14 protein-coding genes and 1 pseudogene are annotated in these 14,033 nt (G+C 57.2%); 12 read left to right on the top strand and 3 right to left on the bottom strand.

All coding sequences use genetic code 11. The annotated features are described in order from the left end of the window. Nucleotides 1-92, bottom strand: a pseudogene (locus JAO29_RS10340) (NADH-specific enoyl-ACP reductase); the annotation flags it as partial. Nucleotides 93-308: 216 nt separating this feature from the next. On the opposite strand from JAO29_RS10340, the gene JAO29_RS10335 reads away from it, so the two are divergent. The 3 genes from JAO29_RS10335 to JAO29_RS10325 all read left to right on the top strand — a co-directional run bounded on the left by JAO29_RS10335 (nucleotide 309) and on the right by JAO29_RS10325 (nucleotide 2,231). Next, nucleotides 309-725, top strand: coding sequence for a Fur family transcriptional regulator (locus JAO29_RS10335; protein WP_334268129.1), 417 nt, complete (start codon nucleotides 309-311; stop codon nucleotides 723-725). 337 nt (nucleotides 726-1,062) lie between these two features. Then, nucleotides 1,063-1,602 (top strand): peroxiredoxin, encoded by a 540-nt coding sequence (locus JAO29_RS10330; protein ID WP_334268128.1) that lies wholly within the window; start codon nucleotides 1,063-1,065, stop codon nucleotides 1,600-1,602. Nucleotides 1,603-1,673: 71 nt separating this feature from the next. Continuing rightward, nucleotides 1,674-2,231 (top strand): carboxymuconolactone decarboxylase family protein, encoded by a 558-nt coding sequence (locus JAO29_RS10325; protein ID WP_334268127.1) that lies wholly within the window; start codon nucleotides 1,674-1,676, stop codon nucleotides 2,229-2,231. Nucleotides 2,232-2,293: 62 nt separating this feature from the next. On the opposite strand, the gene JAO29_RS10320 is transcribed toward JAO29_RS10325, so the two are convergent. Continuing rightward, nucleotides 2,294-3,250, bottom strand: a complete 957-nt coding sequence (locus JAO29_RS10320) for a M28 family peptidase (protein ID WP_334268126.1) — start codon at nucleotides 3,248-3,250, stop codon at nucleotides 2,294-2,296. A gap of 168 nt (nucleotides 3,251-3,418) precedes the next feature. On the opposite strand from JAO29_RS10320, the gene JAO29_RS10315 reads away from it, so the two are divergent. Together JAO29_RS10315 and JAO29_RS10310 are read left to right on the top strand one after the other, a co-directional pair. Beyond that, complete coding sequence (locus JAO29_RS10315) at nucleotides 3,419-4,546, top strand: lactonase family protein (RefSeq protein ID WP_334268125.1); 1,128 nt, start codon at nucleotides 3,419-3,421, stop codon at nucleotides 4,544-4,546. Nucleotides 4,547-4,811: 265 nt separating this feature from the next. Next, the gene (locus JAO29_RS10310; protein ID WP_334268124.1) at nucleotides 4,812-5,864 is read left to right on the top strand and encodes an SH3 domain-containing protein; all 1,053 of its coding nucleotides are present in this window, start codon (nucleotides 4,812-4,814) and stop codon (nucleotides 5,862-5,864) included. Between the two features lie 64 nt (nucleotides 5,865-5,928). Here the strand turns inward: JAO29_RS10310 and JAO29_RS10305 are convergent, their stop codons facing one another. Beyond that, nucleotides 5,929-7,086: a DegT/DnrJ/EryC1/StrS family aminotransferase gene (locus JAO29_RS10305; RefSeq protein ID WP_334268123.1), complete on the bottom strand. Its 1,158-nt coding sequence runs from the start codon at nucleotides 7,084-7,086 to the stop codon at nucleotides 5,929-5,931. Between the two features lie 247 nt (nucleotides 7,087-7,333). Here JAO29_RS10305 and hfq point away from each other — a divergent pair, with 247 nt between their 5' ends. From hfq to JAO29_RS10270, 7 genes are all read left to right on the top strand, one after another. Continuing rightward, a complete protein-coding gene (hfq, locus tag JAO29_RS10300) occupies nucleotides 7,334-7,678 on the top strand; it encodes an RNA chaperone Hfq (RefSeq protein ID WP_334268122.1) in 345 nt (114 codons plus the stop codon). 307 nt (nucleotides 7,679-7,985) lie between these two features. After that, nucleotides 7,986-9,224, top strand: a complete 1,239-nt coding sequence (gene hflX, locus JAO29_RS10295) for a GTPase HflX (protein WP_442886362.1) — start codon at nucleotides 7,986-7,988, stop codon at nucleotides 9,222-9,224. Nucleotides 9,225-9,578: 354 nt separating this feature from the next. Beyond that, nucleotides 9,579-10,046 carry a hypothetical protein gene (locus tag JAO29_RS10290; protein WP_334268121.1) on the top strand — a complete coding sequence of 156 codons (468 nt, stop codon included), beginning with the start codon at nucleotides 9,579-9,581 and terminating at the stop codon, nucleotides 10,044-10,046. After that, the gene (locus JAO29_RS10285) at nucleotides 10,043-10,795 is read left to right on the top strand and encodes an ATP synthase F0 subunit B (RefSeq protein WP_334268120.1); all 753 of its coding nucleotides are present in this window, start codon (nucleotides 10,043-10,045) and stop codon (nucleotides 10,793-10,795) included. Before JAO29_RS10290 ends, JAO29_RS10285 begins: the two co-directional genes overlap by 4 nt. Further along, nucleotides 10,796-11,338, top strand: a complete 543-nt coding sequence (gene atpH / locus JAO29_RS10280; protein WP_334268119.1) for an ATP synthase F1 subunit delta — start codon at nucleotides 10,796-10,798, stop codon at nucleotides 11,336-11,338. Between the two features lie 48 nt (nucleotides 11,339-11,386). Beyond that, a complete protein-coding gene (gene atpA, locus JAO29_RS10275) occupies nucleotides 11,387-12,928 on the top strand; it encodes a F0F1 ATP synthase subunit alpha (protein WP_334268118.1) in 1,542 nt (513 codons plus the stop codon). A 3-nt stretch (nucleotides 12,929-12,931) separates the two neighbouring features. After that, nucleotides 12,932-14,023, top strand: a complete 1,092-nt coding sequence (locus JAO29_RS10270) for a F0F1 ATP synthase subunit gamma (protein ID WP_334268117.1) — start codon at nucleotides 12,932-12,934, stop codon at nucleotides 14,021-14,023. Nucleotides 14,024-14,033: the final 10 nt, after the last annotated feature.

Genomic DNA, 14,033 nt, shown 5'->3' with positions numbered 1-14,033 from the left:
GCCTCGGCGAGTTTCTGCGCGATGCCCCAGGCGATACTGCGCTTGTTTGCGAGGCCGAAGACGACGGCGACTTTACCCTTGAGATCGATCATGATTCCAGTAGTTCTCCTCTGAAAAATTCCCTGCTAAGCATAGCAGTCTTCGGAAGATAGAGGCAGGTGATTGCTGGCAAGTCTTACGGCATGAGCGATTATCCGTTTCGACTACAGGGGCGGGAGGACGCGGGTGTTGTACTGTAGGCGACTACGTTTATCGAACGATAACTATTATCGTTTTTATAGTAAACTGATTTTGTGCAGCAGACCTCTTTGGACTTCCGCCGACTTTGCGCAGAGCACGGGATTGCCGTGACGCACCAGCGCCAGGTTCTTTATGAGGTGATGCAGGGGATGGAGGGCCATCCGAGTCCGGAAGAGGTCTTTGCCCAGGTGAAGGAGAAGGTTCCAGCAATCTCCCTGGCCACGGTTTACAAGAACATCCACCTGTTTGTAGAGAGTGGAATCTTTCGCAAGATGAGCGTGCATCACGGTTCAGTGCGTGTTGAGATGAATAGCGAGGAGCACCATCACATGGTGTGCTCGCGGTGCAAGGCTATCAGTGACATCGGGGAAGAGGAGCTGGGGCTGTCGCCAAGGCGTCATCGGCTTCCGGACGGGTTCCTGGTGGAGCGGTATGCAGTGGATGTAATTGGCCTGTGCGCGAAATGCCAGCAGGCTGCAAGTTGATGGCTCTCTACGACGAAGCCTCGTCTTAGAGGCGACGTATGTTCGAGGATCTGGTGTGGGCGAGAAGATGGTCCGTATCGACAAGCAGTGAGTTGGTTCGAGGCGTGATCTTCGACTAAGTACCTGATATCTGAGTCAGCTAACTGCCCTGATGGAAGCCCTTTGGGGGGCTCTCAAGGCAGCGTCGTTTATTGGCATAAGTGACTGAAACAAATAACCTTAAGTGCTTCACGGCGTCTGTATTTTTTGCTAAGATCAGACATGCGGCTCAATCGTGATTTATAGAGTCACGAACTCGAAAAAATTTATAACTACCAACCCTGAGAGGACTTACTGAATGCTTCAAATTGGAGAGAAGTTTCCTGATTTCGAACTGACTGCAACTGTGTCGACCGAGAAGGATGAGGCGAAGGCATTTAAGACGATTACGGGTGACACGTATTCTGGAAAGTGGAAGCTCTACTTCTTCTGGCCGAAGGACTTTACCTTCGTATGCCCGACTGAGATTGCCGCCTTCGGAAGATTGAACGGAGAGTTCGCTGATCGCGACTGTCAGATTCTTGGAGCGAGCACCGACAATGAATACGTGCATGCGGCGTGGCGCACGCACCATGCTGACCTGAAGGACCTTCCGTTCCCGATGCTGTCCGATATCAAGCGCGACCTTTCGGGGCAGCTTGGAATCCTGGATGAGAAGGCTGGTGTGGCGCAGCGTGCAACATTCCTGGTGGACCCTGACAACATTGTCCGCTTCATCTATGTGACAGACCTGTCGGTGGGCCGCAATCCGCAGGAGGTTCTGCGAGTTCTGGATGCGCTGCAGACAGACGAGCTGTGCCCCTGCAACTGGCAGAAGGGCGAAGCAACGATCAGCTAACCGCATCTGTGGAAGATGGCGGCGCGGATGCAGATGCATCCGCGCCTTTAGCTGAAGGAGGAGGAAAGAACATGACGATGGAAGATCTGATTGGTGGTCTGCCGACCTATGCGAAGGATATGAAGTTGAACTACTCCTCGCTGGTGAAGCAGAACACGGAACTCACGCCCCAGCAGCTATGGGGAAGCGTGGTGGCCTCGGCCATCGCCACGCGAAATCCTGAGCTGACCGCAGCGGCCATTGGTGAAGCGGAGGCTGCAGGACTGGCACCTGACGTCCTGGATGCAGTGAAGGCTGCCTCAGCGATTATGGGGATGAACAATATTTACTACCGTTTTCACCACCTGACTTCGAATGAGAAGTATGCAACGCTTCCGGCGCGGCTGAGAATGAATGCGCTGCGTGGACACAAGGTCGACGCGCTTGACTTCGAGCTGTGGTGCCTGGTGGTGAGTGCGGTAAACGCCTGTGAGAAGTGCGTGGACTCGCATGAACGCGTTCTTCGGGAGAAGGGTGCTACCGAGGAGCTGATCAACGCCGCAATCCGTGTGACGGCGGTCATCCATGCCATTGGCGTGGTGCTCGACTCGGAGAAAGCCGCCCCGACCCCAGCTGCGGCTGTTGCGTAACGATCCAATGTAAGTGATCTGAAGATACGAGGCGCGGACTTAGTTCCGCGCCTCTTTCTTTGCTAGTGCTGCACCTCAGGCGGATTCAGCTTCGGATTTTCACCTTGATTCCACTCTGGTTTGAAGTCGGAGTCGGCGAGCCATCGGATGGGCGCGACCATCGATCCGATGGCATGGATCATGTGCGGGAAGTTGATGGTCCTGATCTCGTCCGAGGGCTTGTGATAGTCGTGGTGGAGCCCGAAGCTGGAGACGGTCTGGGCGATTATGCCCTGCCGTGCGAGAGCGTAGTTGTCGGAACGCTGAAAGAAGAGTTGCTTAGGATGCGGATCGTTGACGAGATGCGCGCCATGACGGGCGAGTTCAGGACCAAGATTTGAGCGGCTGAAACCGGTTAGCCAGAGAGTGCCTGCAGGAACTGCAGGATCTGGACGACCGATCATCTCAAATTCGAGATTGGCCACGATCTGCGAGAGCGGGACAGGAGGATGGGCGAGGAAGGCGCGATTGCCAAAACCTCCGATCTCTTCGGATCCGAAGAGGGCAAAGACGATTGTGCGTTCTGGGCGCTTGCCTGTAGCCAAGATGTGGGCCAGGGTGAGTACGGCTGTGGTTCCGGACGCGTCATCGTCTGCCCCGTTGTAGATAGCATCGCCCTTCGCGTCGAGAGCTACGCCGAGGTGGTCGAGGTGAGCGGTAAGCAGGATGGTCTCGTCGGGATGAGAAGTGCCGGGGAGGACGCCGATGGCATTCCAGGTTTCGGTGCGGGGTGTGTTTTCGAACTTGGCAAGCCGCTGTTGCATTCGCGATGGAAGCGGGTTGGGAAGAGCAGCTTTCTGCAGATAGGAACCCTGCTCACCTCCGGGTCTGAGCCCCAGAGCCTCGAATTGGGAGGCGGCAAAGAGAGCTGCGATGTGCTCGTCGCGCGTTGCTGAGCCTCGGCCGTGCAGCTCGTCATCAGCAAGGAAGTCCATATCTGCACGGACGTTGTGAGCCAGCGAAGAGGAATCGGGTGCCATTTCTTTGTCTGGCGAGTCGAAGGAGTGAGCCGTACCCTGTCCGGCAACTACAGCAAAGTACAGAAAGGTCGCCGCAAGGCGGGAATACCTAAGTTTATCGGCGGGCATGCCGGCGATTATAGATGAGGGTATTGTTGAACAAGCGGCATGCTGAAGATCGGATTCGGAATGGAACGAGCAAGACAGCTGTACCCGGGTTTCCGGGCATTGGTTTCTGTAGCGATACTGGCTTTGACTGGTTGCGGCGATTTCTTTGTTCCACCTGATAACAGCGGGGGCGGTGGGGGCGGAACCGGAACTGCGCGAGTTTATGTCGCGAATGCAACGACTGGTTCTATCTCGGGCTTTACGATCGGAACAGACAAACTGACCGCGGTCCCGAATTCGCCGGTGAGCCTGGGGTTTGCACCTTTGGCGGTAGTCGTTTCTCCGAACAACGCCTACCTGTACGTGGCGAGTTCAAGCTCGATCAGCGTTTACGCCATCAATTCCGACGGCTCACTGACCGCAAAGCAGAACGGTGCGGTGATCTCTGTGGCTTCTTTGGATATCTCTCCCGATGGACAATGGCTCTTCGGGCTCGACCGGAATCAGAACGCCCTCGACGAGTTTAAGATTGACACCTCCTCCGGAGGCATCACGCCCTTCGCGACCCCGGGATATGACGCGTTGACGGGAACGATTCTTCCGGCGGCGGTTAAGGTTTCTCCGCTGGGCAACCTGGTCTTTTGCGCACTGGGAACGGGCGGCGAACGTGTGTTTACGCTGGATACAACGTCAGGAAGTTTGAGCTATTCCCAAGGACTGGCCCTAGGCGTCTCCACCACGAGCGATAATGCTCTCGCTGTCGACAGCACAGGCTCGTATCTCTACGTTGCTCGCAGCGGAACGAACGGAGGACTCGCGGTTTACACGATAGGAGCAGGCGGTGCTTTGAATTCCATCGCGGGATCGCCGTTCGCCGCCGGCGAGAGACCGTCCAGCGTGACGCTGGATAAGACCGGGAAGTATATCTACGTCGCCAACAGGACTGACAGCACGGTGTCTGGATACTCGATTGGAACAGGGTCAGCCTTGACGGCGATCTCTGGTTCACCCTTCGGAAGTGGCCAGCAGGTGAATGCGCTGGGAATCGATCCGGGAGGGAAGTATCTGCTGGCAGGAGCGAACAATGGAGGGCCGGATCTTTCGATGTACGGCTTCGATGCGACGACTGCGGGGAAGCTGAACCTGTCGACCAGCATAGCCACCGATACCGATCCAGCCGGGGTGACAGCGATAGCGGTTACCCACTAGACCGGGGTACTTGAACTGGTAACAGCTTCCAATTTGACGACTCGATCGGGAGGATGTGGAGGCGCACCTCGGTAATATGGATGGGTATCGCCTTAAAGGCGTTGGGAGTTTGAGGATTATCGTTTCACTTTTCACACAGACCGGTGGGCGGCAACTACGTGCTTGTCGCGTGTGGTCACGATACCTAGTTCTGAGTAGTTGTCTTTTGGTGGCTTTGAGTGGCTGTTCGAGGCTGCGTCCCAAACCCGCGACGGAGTACGTGTATGTGACCTCGAAGCAGACGTTTCTGCGGGATCGTGTAGCTGCGGTCTCGAATCGCACCGCCACTGTGGAGAATGGGGACAAACTCGAGGTTCTGGAGAAGAACCGCCGGTTCTTCAAGGTGAAGACAGACAAGGGAGAACAGGGGTGGATCGATGATCGAGCCGTCGCTACTCAGGATGTCTTCAGTGAGTTTTCCTCTCTCAAGCAGGAGCACGAAAAGGACCCGGTGATTGCAGGTGGAGTCGTCCGTGACGATGTCTACCTGCATACCAAGCCGGGACGCGAAGCGGACAAGCTGTTTCGTCTTATGGAAGGCGAGAAGCTCAAACTGCTGCGCCGAGCGACGTTGCCACGGCCTGCGACTCCCGGGCAGCGTCTCGCGAGACCGTCGACAGCGCCGAAGACGACGACTGGAGTGGAGGAGGGCCCTCCTCCTCAGGTGATGGAAGACTGGTGGCTCGTGCGGGATTCAAAGGGGCAGACGGGGTGGCTCTACAGCCGCATGATGGATGTTGACGCGCCGGATGCAATCATGCGGTACTCCGAAGGCCAGCGGATTGTCGGTGCGTATGTGTTGACAAAGGTGAATGATCCGGAAGCCCCGCAAGACGATAAGAGCGTTCCGGTCTACCTCACGGTCCTAAGCCCGTATAAGGCTGGGCTTCCTTACGATTTCGACCAGGTTAGAGTGTTTACCTGGAATGTGAAGAAGCACCGCTACGAGACGGGGTTCCGGGAGCGAAACATCGAGGGATATCTCCCGGTGGAGATAGGAATGGCCCGTGATCCCTACGGGAAGGCACCAGCTTCGATGGCTGAGGCTCCAACATTCAGTTATCGAGTTCTGGCCGCGGATGCTCCCCCGGTGATACCGGATCCGGTGACCGGCTCTATTGTCCCCACAAAGACGAATCTGAAGACATATCGCCTTGAGGGAAACCTGGTCAGGCGAATTGTCCAGCCGGGAACAGAGGCGCCGATGGATGCTCATCCCATGCCCGTCGCAGAGAAAAAGAAGAGGGCAGCGACTGCGAAGAGCCGACGGCGACGCTGAAAATTGCCTCGGCTGCTTCTGCAATCCTTTGCAACGTCTTCTGTATGTGGGTCGGCTAGCGGACTTAGCTATAGAAAGCGCGGATGGCTTCTACGACGGTCTCCTGCTCATCCCGGCGGAGTTCGGGGAAGATAGGAAGAGCGAGAACCTCATTTGCTGCCCTTTCGCTGGAGGGGAAGTCTCCGGAGTTATACCCCAGTTTTGCCAGGCTGGTCTGAAGATGCAGCGGCAGGGGGTAGTAGATCTCTGTCCCGATACGGCGGTCGGCCAAATACTGTCGCAGTTGATCGCGGCGTGGCGCGCGAATCACGTACTGATGGAAGACATGAGTGGCGCGGGCATCCACAAAAGGCAGCACGATCCCGCTGTCGACGTCAGAAGAGGCGAGGCCGGTCTTCGTGAAGAGCTCGTTATATCCACTTGCGATCTGCCGCCGTTGTTCATTCCATTGCGGAAGGTAGCGCAGCTTTACCTCGAGGACGGCAGCCTGGAGCGAGTCCAGACGCGAGTTCCAGCCAACTTCATCGTGATAGTAGCGGCGGCGCATTCCGTGAGCACGGAGCACTCGTGCGTGTTCCTCGAACTCGGCTGAATCTGTAGTCACCAGTCCAGCGTCGCCAAAGGCGCTGAGATTTTTGGTGGGATAGAAGCTGAAAGCGGCGAGATCGCCCAAGCTGCCGGCGGGCTGGTTGCGCCATTCTGCTCCGAAGGCCTGGGCGGCGTCTTCAATCAGCAAAAAGCCGTATCGCTGCTGAAGCTCCCGGAAGGAGTCCCAGTCGGCGCACTGGCCATAAAGATGGACCGGCATGACCGCTTTGATCTTGGCTCCAGGGTTGGAAGTAATGACGTTCTCGACCGCTTGAGGAGACAGGTTGAAGGTAAGCGGATCGATATCGGCGAGCAGTGGTTGGGCTTCACAACGCAGGATGGCACTGACAGAGGCAAAGAAGCTAAAGGGAGTTGTGATAACGACATCGCCGGGGCCGATGTTCGCAGCGGCAAGGCTTAGCCAGAGAGCATCGGTTCCGCTGGCGCAGCCAATCGCGTGAGGTACACCGCAGGCCTGAGCGGCTGCACTCTCAAAAGATGCAACGGGAGGTCCGAGGATGAATTGCTGTGAATCACAGACCTGTTCGATGGCGGCGAGGACTTCTTCGCGGATGGCGGCATATTGCCGGGAGAAGTCCAGCATCGGAACGGGTTGAAGAGTTTCGGTCGCCACTCATCCATGGTAAATCGTTGGCAGGGCGAAGAGTCCCGGGGGGAGTTTGTTGCGTCTAACACTCATGAAGAGCATGCCGCTTCGTGTTGAAGTGCACCGCGAGTTGAAAAATGCGGTGGATGCTCGTATCGTGGAACCTCTTGGCTTCAGATTCAGCAGAGCGGCTGTCTGCGCGTTCCACTGAAGGGCTTGAAGTTTGGCGGAATCTTTAATTATCTGGAAATCTACAGTTAAGGAGATCGGCACCATGGACTCAAAGCCGGCACAGAATATTCAGGATACTTTTCTCAACACTGTCCGCAAGGACAAGAGCCCGATCACGATCTATCTCGTGAGCGGGGTAAAGCTCACTGGAAAGATCCGCTCATTCGATAAGTACTCGGTTCTTCTGGAAAACAACAGTCAGGAACAACTGATCTTCAAACATGCGATCTCCACGGTTGTCAGCGGTCGTATGGGAGGCGGTCATGGAGAACCCAAGGCAGACCTTCGAACCTCGTCCGCTTCTTCGCAGTCTGCGCCAGTAGGAAGTGCTGCTGCGGCGCCGTCTTCGAATGTCGCCGAGGTGGCAGGCGCGCCATCCGCACGCTGAACCGGTCTCCCCGGCGAGCCTCAAGGGCTCTCATGGATAACTTCATGAAGGTTCCTGGAGGAACCTGGTGAATACATCGAAGTTGAGTGGGAATGATCTTGCGGGGGCCCAAGCGGCCCCGGCGAGAGCGAAGACGCACATCATCAACGAGAGCGGTTCCGAGCGGGCGGTTCTGATTGCGGTGGAGTTTACTGCACAGCGACGGCGACTGACGAATCAGGCAAGTCAGGCCCGTAAGGCGGCTACCCTCCAATCTGCCATGCTGGAGTCCGGAACAGACTCTGCGCTTTCTTTCGTGGAAGAGGCTATGGTCCAGAAGCCGTCCCCCGCCCGAGATCAAGAGTTGGACTTTGATGCTTCTCTGGCGGAGTTCCAGGAACTTACCCGAAGCGCTGGCGCTGAGATTGCCGCTACGCTGATTCAGCGCCGCGCACGGCCCGATCCGGCTACGCTGGTTGGCCAGGGCAAGCTGGAGGAGATTGCGGGCGTAGTGGCGTCGGTCAACGCCGATCTGGTCCTCTTTGACCATGACCTCACGCCTTCGCAGATGCGAAATCTGGAAGCGAAGCTGGGGACCCGAGTCATCGACCGGACCCAACTCATTCTGGATATCTTTGCCCGTCATGCTCGTACCCGGGAAGGCCAGCTGCAGGTGGAACTGGCGCAGCTGGAGTATCAACTGCCTCGTCTGGCCGGCAGGGGCAAAACGATGAGTCAGCTCGGTGGTGGAATCGGGACCCGTGGGCCGGGTGAAACCCAGCTGGAGACGGACCGGCGCAAGATTGGGCTCCGGATCCATCACGTCAAGGAACAACTGGAGTCGGTCCGACGTATCCGGAGGCAGCAACGGCAACGGCGCGAAGCCGTACCGGTGCCTGTGGTTGCGTTAGTGGGTTACACCAATGCGGGAAAGAGCACCCTATTTAATGCTTTGACAGAGGCAGGTGTGCTGGAGTCGTCAAGAATGTTCGCGACGCTGGACCCGAAGCTGAAACAGCTGCAGCTGCCATCGAGACGTAAGATCCTCCTCTCTGACACGGTAGGGTTTATCCGGAACCTGCCGCACACACTGGTAACCAGCTTCCGGGCGACGCTGGAAGAGGTTGAGCGGGCAGAGATTCTGTTGCACGTTCGGGACGCCTCCAGCCCGATGCTTGAGGAGCAAAAGATAGAAGTGGAAAAGGTTCTGGGCGAACTGCAGGTAGGCGATAAGCCAATCGTGGAAGTTATGAATAAGATCGACCTGCTACCTCCCGACGAGCGCGAGATGTGGTCCCGGCCCGGAAGGGTGGGAGTTTCTGCGCTGACCGGCGATGGGATAGACAATCTGTTGCAGGAGATCGATGAACACCTTGTGATCGACCCGATGATGGAGGCTCGATTCCGGCTTCCGCAGTCGGAGGGTGGAATCCTTGCCGCACTTGAGGGCGGAGCGATTGTGAATGAGAAGCGCTTCGAGGGCAATCTCGTGTATCTCCGGGCTAACGGGCCGGCCTCACTGTTGAACCGGTACCGCCGATTTCAAGCGGAGGCCAAGTCGAGGTGAGGGCGCCGATAAAGCGCATTTAACTAGCATAGGCCGCCTGATGGGGAGCGGAGGTGGTGTCCCCTGTCACGCGACCTATGTGACCCAGATAATAGGGTCCGGGTGGTACCTAAAGTTTACGGTTTTTACCGGGGAAGTCAAAGGGTGTTGAGGGAGAGAATTAGAGGTTCGATGAGCGCCCAACTGTTCGGTTATCGGAATATTCCTGTTTGACACTCCGCTAAACGCTTTGCTAAAACTAGATGTACCGCAGTCTGCACAACAGGCCCAACCTGTAACGCTTCGAACAAACTATGCTTGCCGGAATGGCTCAGTAAAGAAGACACTCGGAGCGGTCGCAAACCGAATCCCTACATGGAACAGATACTCAACCAACTCGGTGGACTTGTGCTCGGCGCTGTGCCGACGATGGTTCTTTTTATCCTTCTGGTGATCGCATATGGTCTGCTCGTTCGGCGACCGCTTGATCGCATTCTGGCTGAGCGCCATGCGCGTACTGCCGGAGCAATGGAGCAGGCCAAGGGCGCAATCGCCGCCGCTGAGGCCGAGACGGGCGCCTACGAGGAGAAGCTTCGCAGGGCGAAGACAGATCTCTTCGAGGCAAGGGAGCAGCGTCTGAAGCAGTGGGCTGCAGAGCGCGAAGCCGCCCTCGATCAGGTGCGACAGCTTTCGCAGCAGCGTGTAAGCTCTGCGCGACAGGATATCGAGCAGAGTGTGGCTGACGCGAGGACGCAGATTGAGATTGCAAGTTCTGATCTTACGGCGCGCGTGCTTGCCGCTGTGCTTCCCTCCAAGGTTGCGAGTATAGAGGTTGCGCAATGAAGAGCCCCGGGGTTGCATTGAAGGCCACTCTTCCGATCGGTGTTCTGGCGCTCTTGCTGGCCGGACCGATGCCCCGTCTGCACGCGCTTGAGGCTGCGCCTGTCGTTGCGGCTCCTCAAAGTGCTGGCGAAGCTGCTCAAGGTGTCGGCGAGGCTTCTCCTGGACATCGGGAAACACAGAAGCAGGAAGAGCATAGCGATGAAGAGGTATTTCGTCACTCTGCAGCGGTGAAGTCGCTGGGGGCGAAGTTTGGCCTCGACGCGGAGCAGGCGGCTACGGCTTTCAGCGTGGTGAACTTCGCAGTTCTGGCGCTTTTCGTGGGGTGGTTCCTGCTGAAGGCCCTGCCAAAGACCTTTCGCAACCGCAATGCCGCTCTCGAAAAGCATCTCGTAGAGGCTCGCGCAGCAAGCGCGGAGGCGACCAGCCGGCTCGGCAGTGTCGAGGCTCGTCTGTCCAAGCTGGACGAGCAGATCGCAACGATGCGAGCGCAGGCTGAGAAGGATGCCCAGATCGAAGAGCAGCGCATGAAGGCCTCTGTCGAAGAGGAGAAGCAGAAGATTCTGGCTGCAGCCGAGCAGGACATTGCGGCGGCGAGCGCCCAGGCGCGGCGGCAGATTCAGCAGTATGCCGCGGATCTTGCGATCGATCAGGCGGCGAAGAAGCTGGTTGTTTCTGCGGAGACAGACCGGGTTCTTGTACAGGAATTTGCTCGTCGCCTTGGAGCGGACACTGAGGGAGGCCGTAATTAAATGTCGGTGATTGCCCTTCGTTACGCACATGCATTTGCCTCGGTTGTCGCATCTCAGAAGTTGGACGCGGAGGCGGCGCAACAGCAGCTTCGAGACTTCCGGGAGACCTACCGTGGAAGCCGAGAACTGCGCGAAGTTATGGAAGATCCGGCAATTCCGCGTGAGCAGAAGCTGAAGGTCCTTGACGCGATTGCAGGCAGGATCGGGATGGTTCCGCAGGTCCGGAATTTTATCGCGGTCATTATGGATCATGACCGGCTCGGCGATCTTGGCGAGATTCTGGACGAGTATCATGCGGTAGCTGATGAAGATGCCGGCCTTTCGGAGGCGGAGATCGTCAGTGCGCACGCATTGAGCGAAGAGGATCGAGCCTCGCTGGAGACTCAGGTTGCCAAGCTGGCAGGTGGCAGGATTCGGGCGACCTATCGAGAAGATCCGTCGTTGCTGGGCGGAGCGGTTGTGAAGATCGGATCGACGGTTTACGACGGTTCCATTCGGGCGCAGCTGGAGCGATTGAAGCAGAGCCTGGTCAGCGCGCAGTAAACGAACGCTTTACGAAAAGAATTGATACGAGGCGAGTAGAAGGTATACATGGCACAGATCAATGCAGGTGAGATAACAGAGCTGCTTCGCCAGCAGATCGAAAATTACGAGCAGAAGATTCAGATCGATGAGGTCGGTACGATCATCTCGCTCGGCGACGGTATTGCACGCGTTCACGGTCTGGATAAGGTAATGGCCGGCGAGCTCATCGACTTCCCCCATGGCGTGGCAGGACTGGCGATGAACCTGGATGAAGATCAGGTCGGTGCTGTGCTTCTGGGTGATTATACGGAGCTGAAGGAAGGCGACCAGGTCAAGCGAACCGGACGCATCATGTCGGTTCCAGTGGGTGAGGCAATGATCGGCCGCGTCGTGAACGCGCTCGGTCAGCCGATCGACGACAAGGGCCCCATCAACACCAGCGAGTTTCTTCCGGTCGAGCGCCTGGCTCCCGGTGTTATCGCGCGCCAATCGGTGCGGGAGCCGATGGCTACCGGTATCAAAGCAATCGACACCATGATTCCGATCGGCCGCGGTCAGCGCGAGTTGCTGATCGGTGACCGCCAGACGGGTAAAACCGCGATCGCTCTCGACACGATCATCAATTCGGCGAAGAACAATCTTATCTGCATCTACTGCGCCATCGGCCAGAAGCGATCTTCTGTCGCCCAGGTGGTGCAGACGCTTGAAGAGAACGGTGCGATGCCCTATACGATCGTGGTGGCGGCGACCGCATCTGAACCTGCTCCGATGCAGTATCTTGCTCCTTTTGCGGCGACCGCGATCGGCGAGTACTTCCGCGACAACGGCAAGCACGCTTTGGTGATCTATGACGATCTCTCCAAGCATGCAGCGTCCTACCGCGAGATCTCTCTTCTGCTGCGCCGTCCGCCAGGCCGCGAGGCATATCCCGGCGACGTCTTCTATCTTCACTCCCGTCTGCTGGAGCGCAGCTCGAAGCTCTCCGATGAACTGGGTGGAGGCAGCCTCACTGCCCTCCCGATCATCGAGACGCAGGCAGGAGACGTGTCGGCATATATCCCGACGAACGTCATCTCGATCACGGACGGGCAGATCTTCCTTGAGACCGACCTCTTCAACTCCGGCGTTCGTCCCGCTGTCAACGTAGGTCTGTCAGTTTCGCGTGTCGGATTCGCGGCAGCGGTCAAGGCGACCAAGCAAGTGGGCTCTACCCTGAAGCTCGACCTCGCGCAGTATCGTGAGCTCGCAGCGTTTGCGCAGTTCGGATCGGACCTTGATCCGGTGACCCAGCGCCAGCTGAATCGCGGGCAGAGGCTTACGGAGCTGCTTAAGCAGCCGCAGTTCAAGCCGCTTTCGTTCGAGAAGCAGGTTGCAATCATCTTCGCGGGCGTCAACGGCCTCCTGGACGATGTTGCAGTTCCAGACCTGCGGGCATTCGAAGACGGTCTCTACCCTTATCTCGAGTCGGGTTCGAACGTGCTTGGGGATATCGCCACCAAGAAGGCGATCGATGATGATCTCAAGGGCCGTTTGACGGCCGCGATCAACGAGTATAAGGCGACCTTCCTGGCTCAGCGCAAGGAGAAAGAGACGGCTCAGGCCAAGTAGACCATGGCAAACGTACTCGATCTACGGCGTCGCATCCGCAGCGTGAAGAACACGCGGCAGATTACCAAAGCCATGAAGATGGTCTCCGCGGCTAAACTGCGTCGTGCGCAGGAGCGTGCGCTGCAGGCGCGGCCCTATGCACAGATGATCTCCAGCGTATTGGAGTCGCTTGTGCGCCGCTCGGATCTTTATAGCGAGGAGACAGGGGACGTTCGTCACCCTCTGCTGGTAGAACGCGAAGAGAAGAATGTCCTGGTCGTCGTTATCGCCGGTGACAAAGGCTTCGCGGGTGCTTTCAACTCGAATATCACCAAGGCGGCTCATGCATTTATCAATGGGCGCCGTTCGCAGGGTCAGAACATCGATATCGAGCCCATTGGACGCAAGGCTCGCGATCTTATAGGCAAGCGCTATCCGGCAGCGGTGTACGAGAAGAAGGAAGAGCACTACGACAATGATCTTGCAACGCACTATGAGGTAATCCGCCATCGTGCAGCGCAGATCGAAGTGACGGGTGACCATCCAACCCTGTTGAATAAGGTTGATATCAACGATGTCAGTTGCATGGCTCACTCTATCGTAGAGAGGTACACCAGAGCTGAGATTGACTCTGTCTACATCGTCTATAACGAGTTCAAGTCGGTAATTGCGCAGCGCGTCGTGGTTGAGAAGCTGCTTCCGATTCGCAAGCTGGGATCGCACGAGATCACGGTAGCCGAAGAGATGACCGAGGAGCAGAAGGAGGCGGCGGCTCACGCTGCTCGGACCTCCGGTGTAAGCCTCACTGTGCCTGAAGAGACGATGGTCGAGTCGGAAGCCAAGAAGTTCGGCACCGCTGAGGTTGACTATATCTTCGATCAGACGCCGGAGAAGCTTTTCCGGCACCTGATGCCGAAGTACGTGACTACCCAGATCTTTCACGCCCTGCTGGAGTCGGTTGCTGCGGAGCATGCGGCACGTATGACGGCCATGGATTCGGCGACGAACAATGCTGGTGACATGATCGATGCGCTCTCCCTCGAGATGAACCGAGTGCGTCAGGCAGCGATTACGAAGGAAATTATTGAGATCGTGAGCGGAGCGGCCGCTCTCTAGAGAAAGAGAC

It is taken from the genome of Edaphobacter sp. HDX4, from assembly GCF_036877565.1.
Lineage (GTDB): Bacteria > Acidobacteriota > Terriglobia > Terriglobales > Acidobacteriaceae > Edaphobacter.
This window is presented reverse-complemented; position numbering and strand designations above follow the sequence as displayed.

Coding starts and splice junctions, on each gene's coding strand:
- hfq (WP_334268122.1), top strand. CDS start 7,334: ATGGACTCAAAGCCGGCACAGAATATTCAGGATACTTTTCTCAACACT.
- atpH (WP_334268119.1), top strand. CDS start 10,796: ATGTCGGTGATTGCCCTTCGTTACGCACATGCATTTGCCTCGGTTGTC.
- atpA (WP_334268118.1), top strand. CDS start 11,387: ATGGCACAGATCAATGCAGGTGAGATAACAGAGCTGCTTCGCCAGCAG.
- JAO29_RS10285 (WP_334268120.1), top strand. CDS start 10,043: ATGAAGAGCCCCGGGGTTGCATTGAAGGCCACTCTTCCGATCGGTGTT.
- JAO29_RS10320 (WP_334268126.1), bottom strand. CDS start 3,250: ATGGCACCCGATTCCTCTTCGCTGGCTCACAACGTCCGTGCAGATATG.
- JAO29_RS10270 (WP_334268117.1), top strand. CDS start 12,932: ATGGCAAACGTACTCGATCTACGGCGTCGCATCCGCAGCGTGAAGAAC.
- JAO29_RS10315 (WP_334268125.1), top strand. CDS start 3,419: ATGGAACGAGCAAGACAGCTGTACCCGGGTTTCCGGGCATTGGTTTCT.
- JAO29_RS10290 (WP_334268121.1), top strand. CDS start 9,579: ATGGAACAGATACTCAACCAACTCGGTGGACTTGTGCTCGGCGCTGTG.
- JAO29_RS10325 (WP_334268127.1), top strand. CDS start 1,674: ATGACGATGGAAGATCTGATTGGTGGTCTGCCGACCTATGCGAAGGAT.
- hflX (WP_442886362.1), top strand. CDS start 7,986: ATGGTCCAGAAGCCGTCCCCCGCCCGAGATCAAGAGTTGGACTTTGAT.
- JAO29_RS10330 (WP_334268128.1), top strand. CDS start 1,063: ATGCTTCAAATTGGAGAGAAGTTTCCTGATTTCGAACTGACTGCAACT.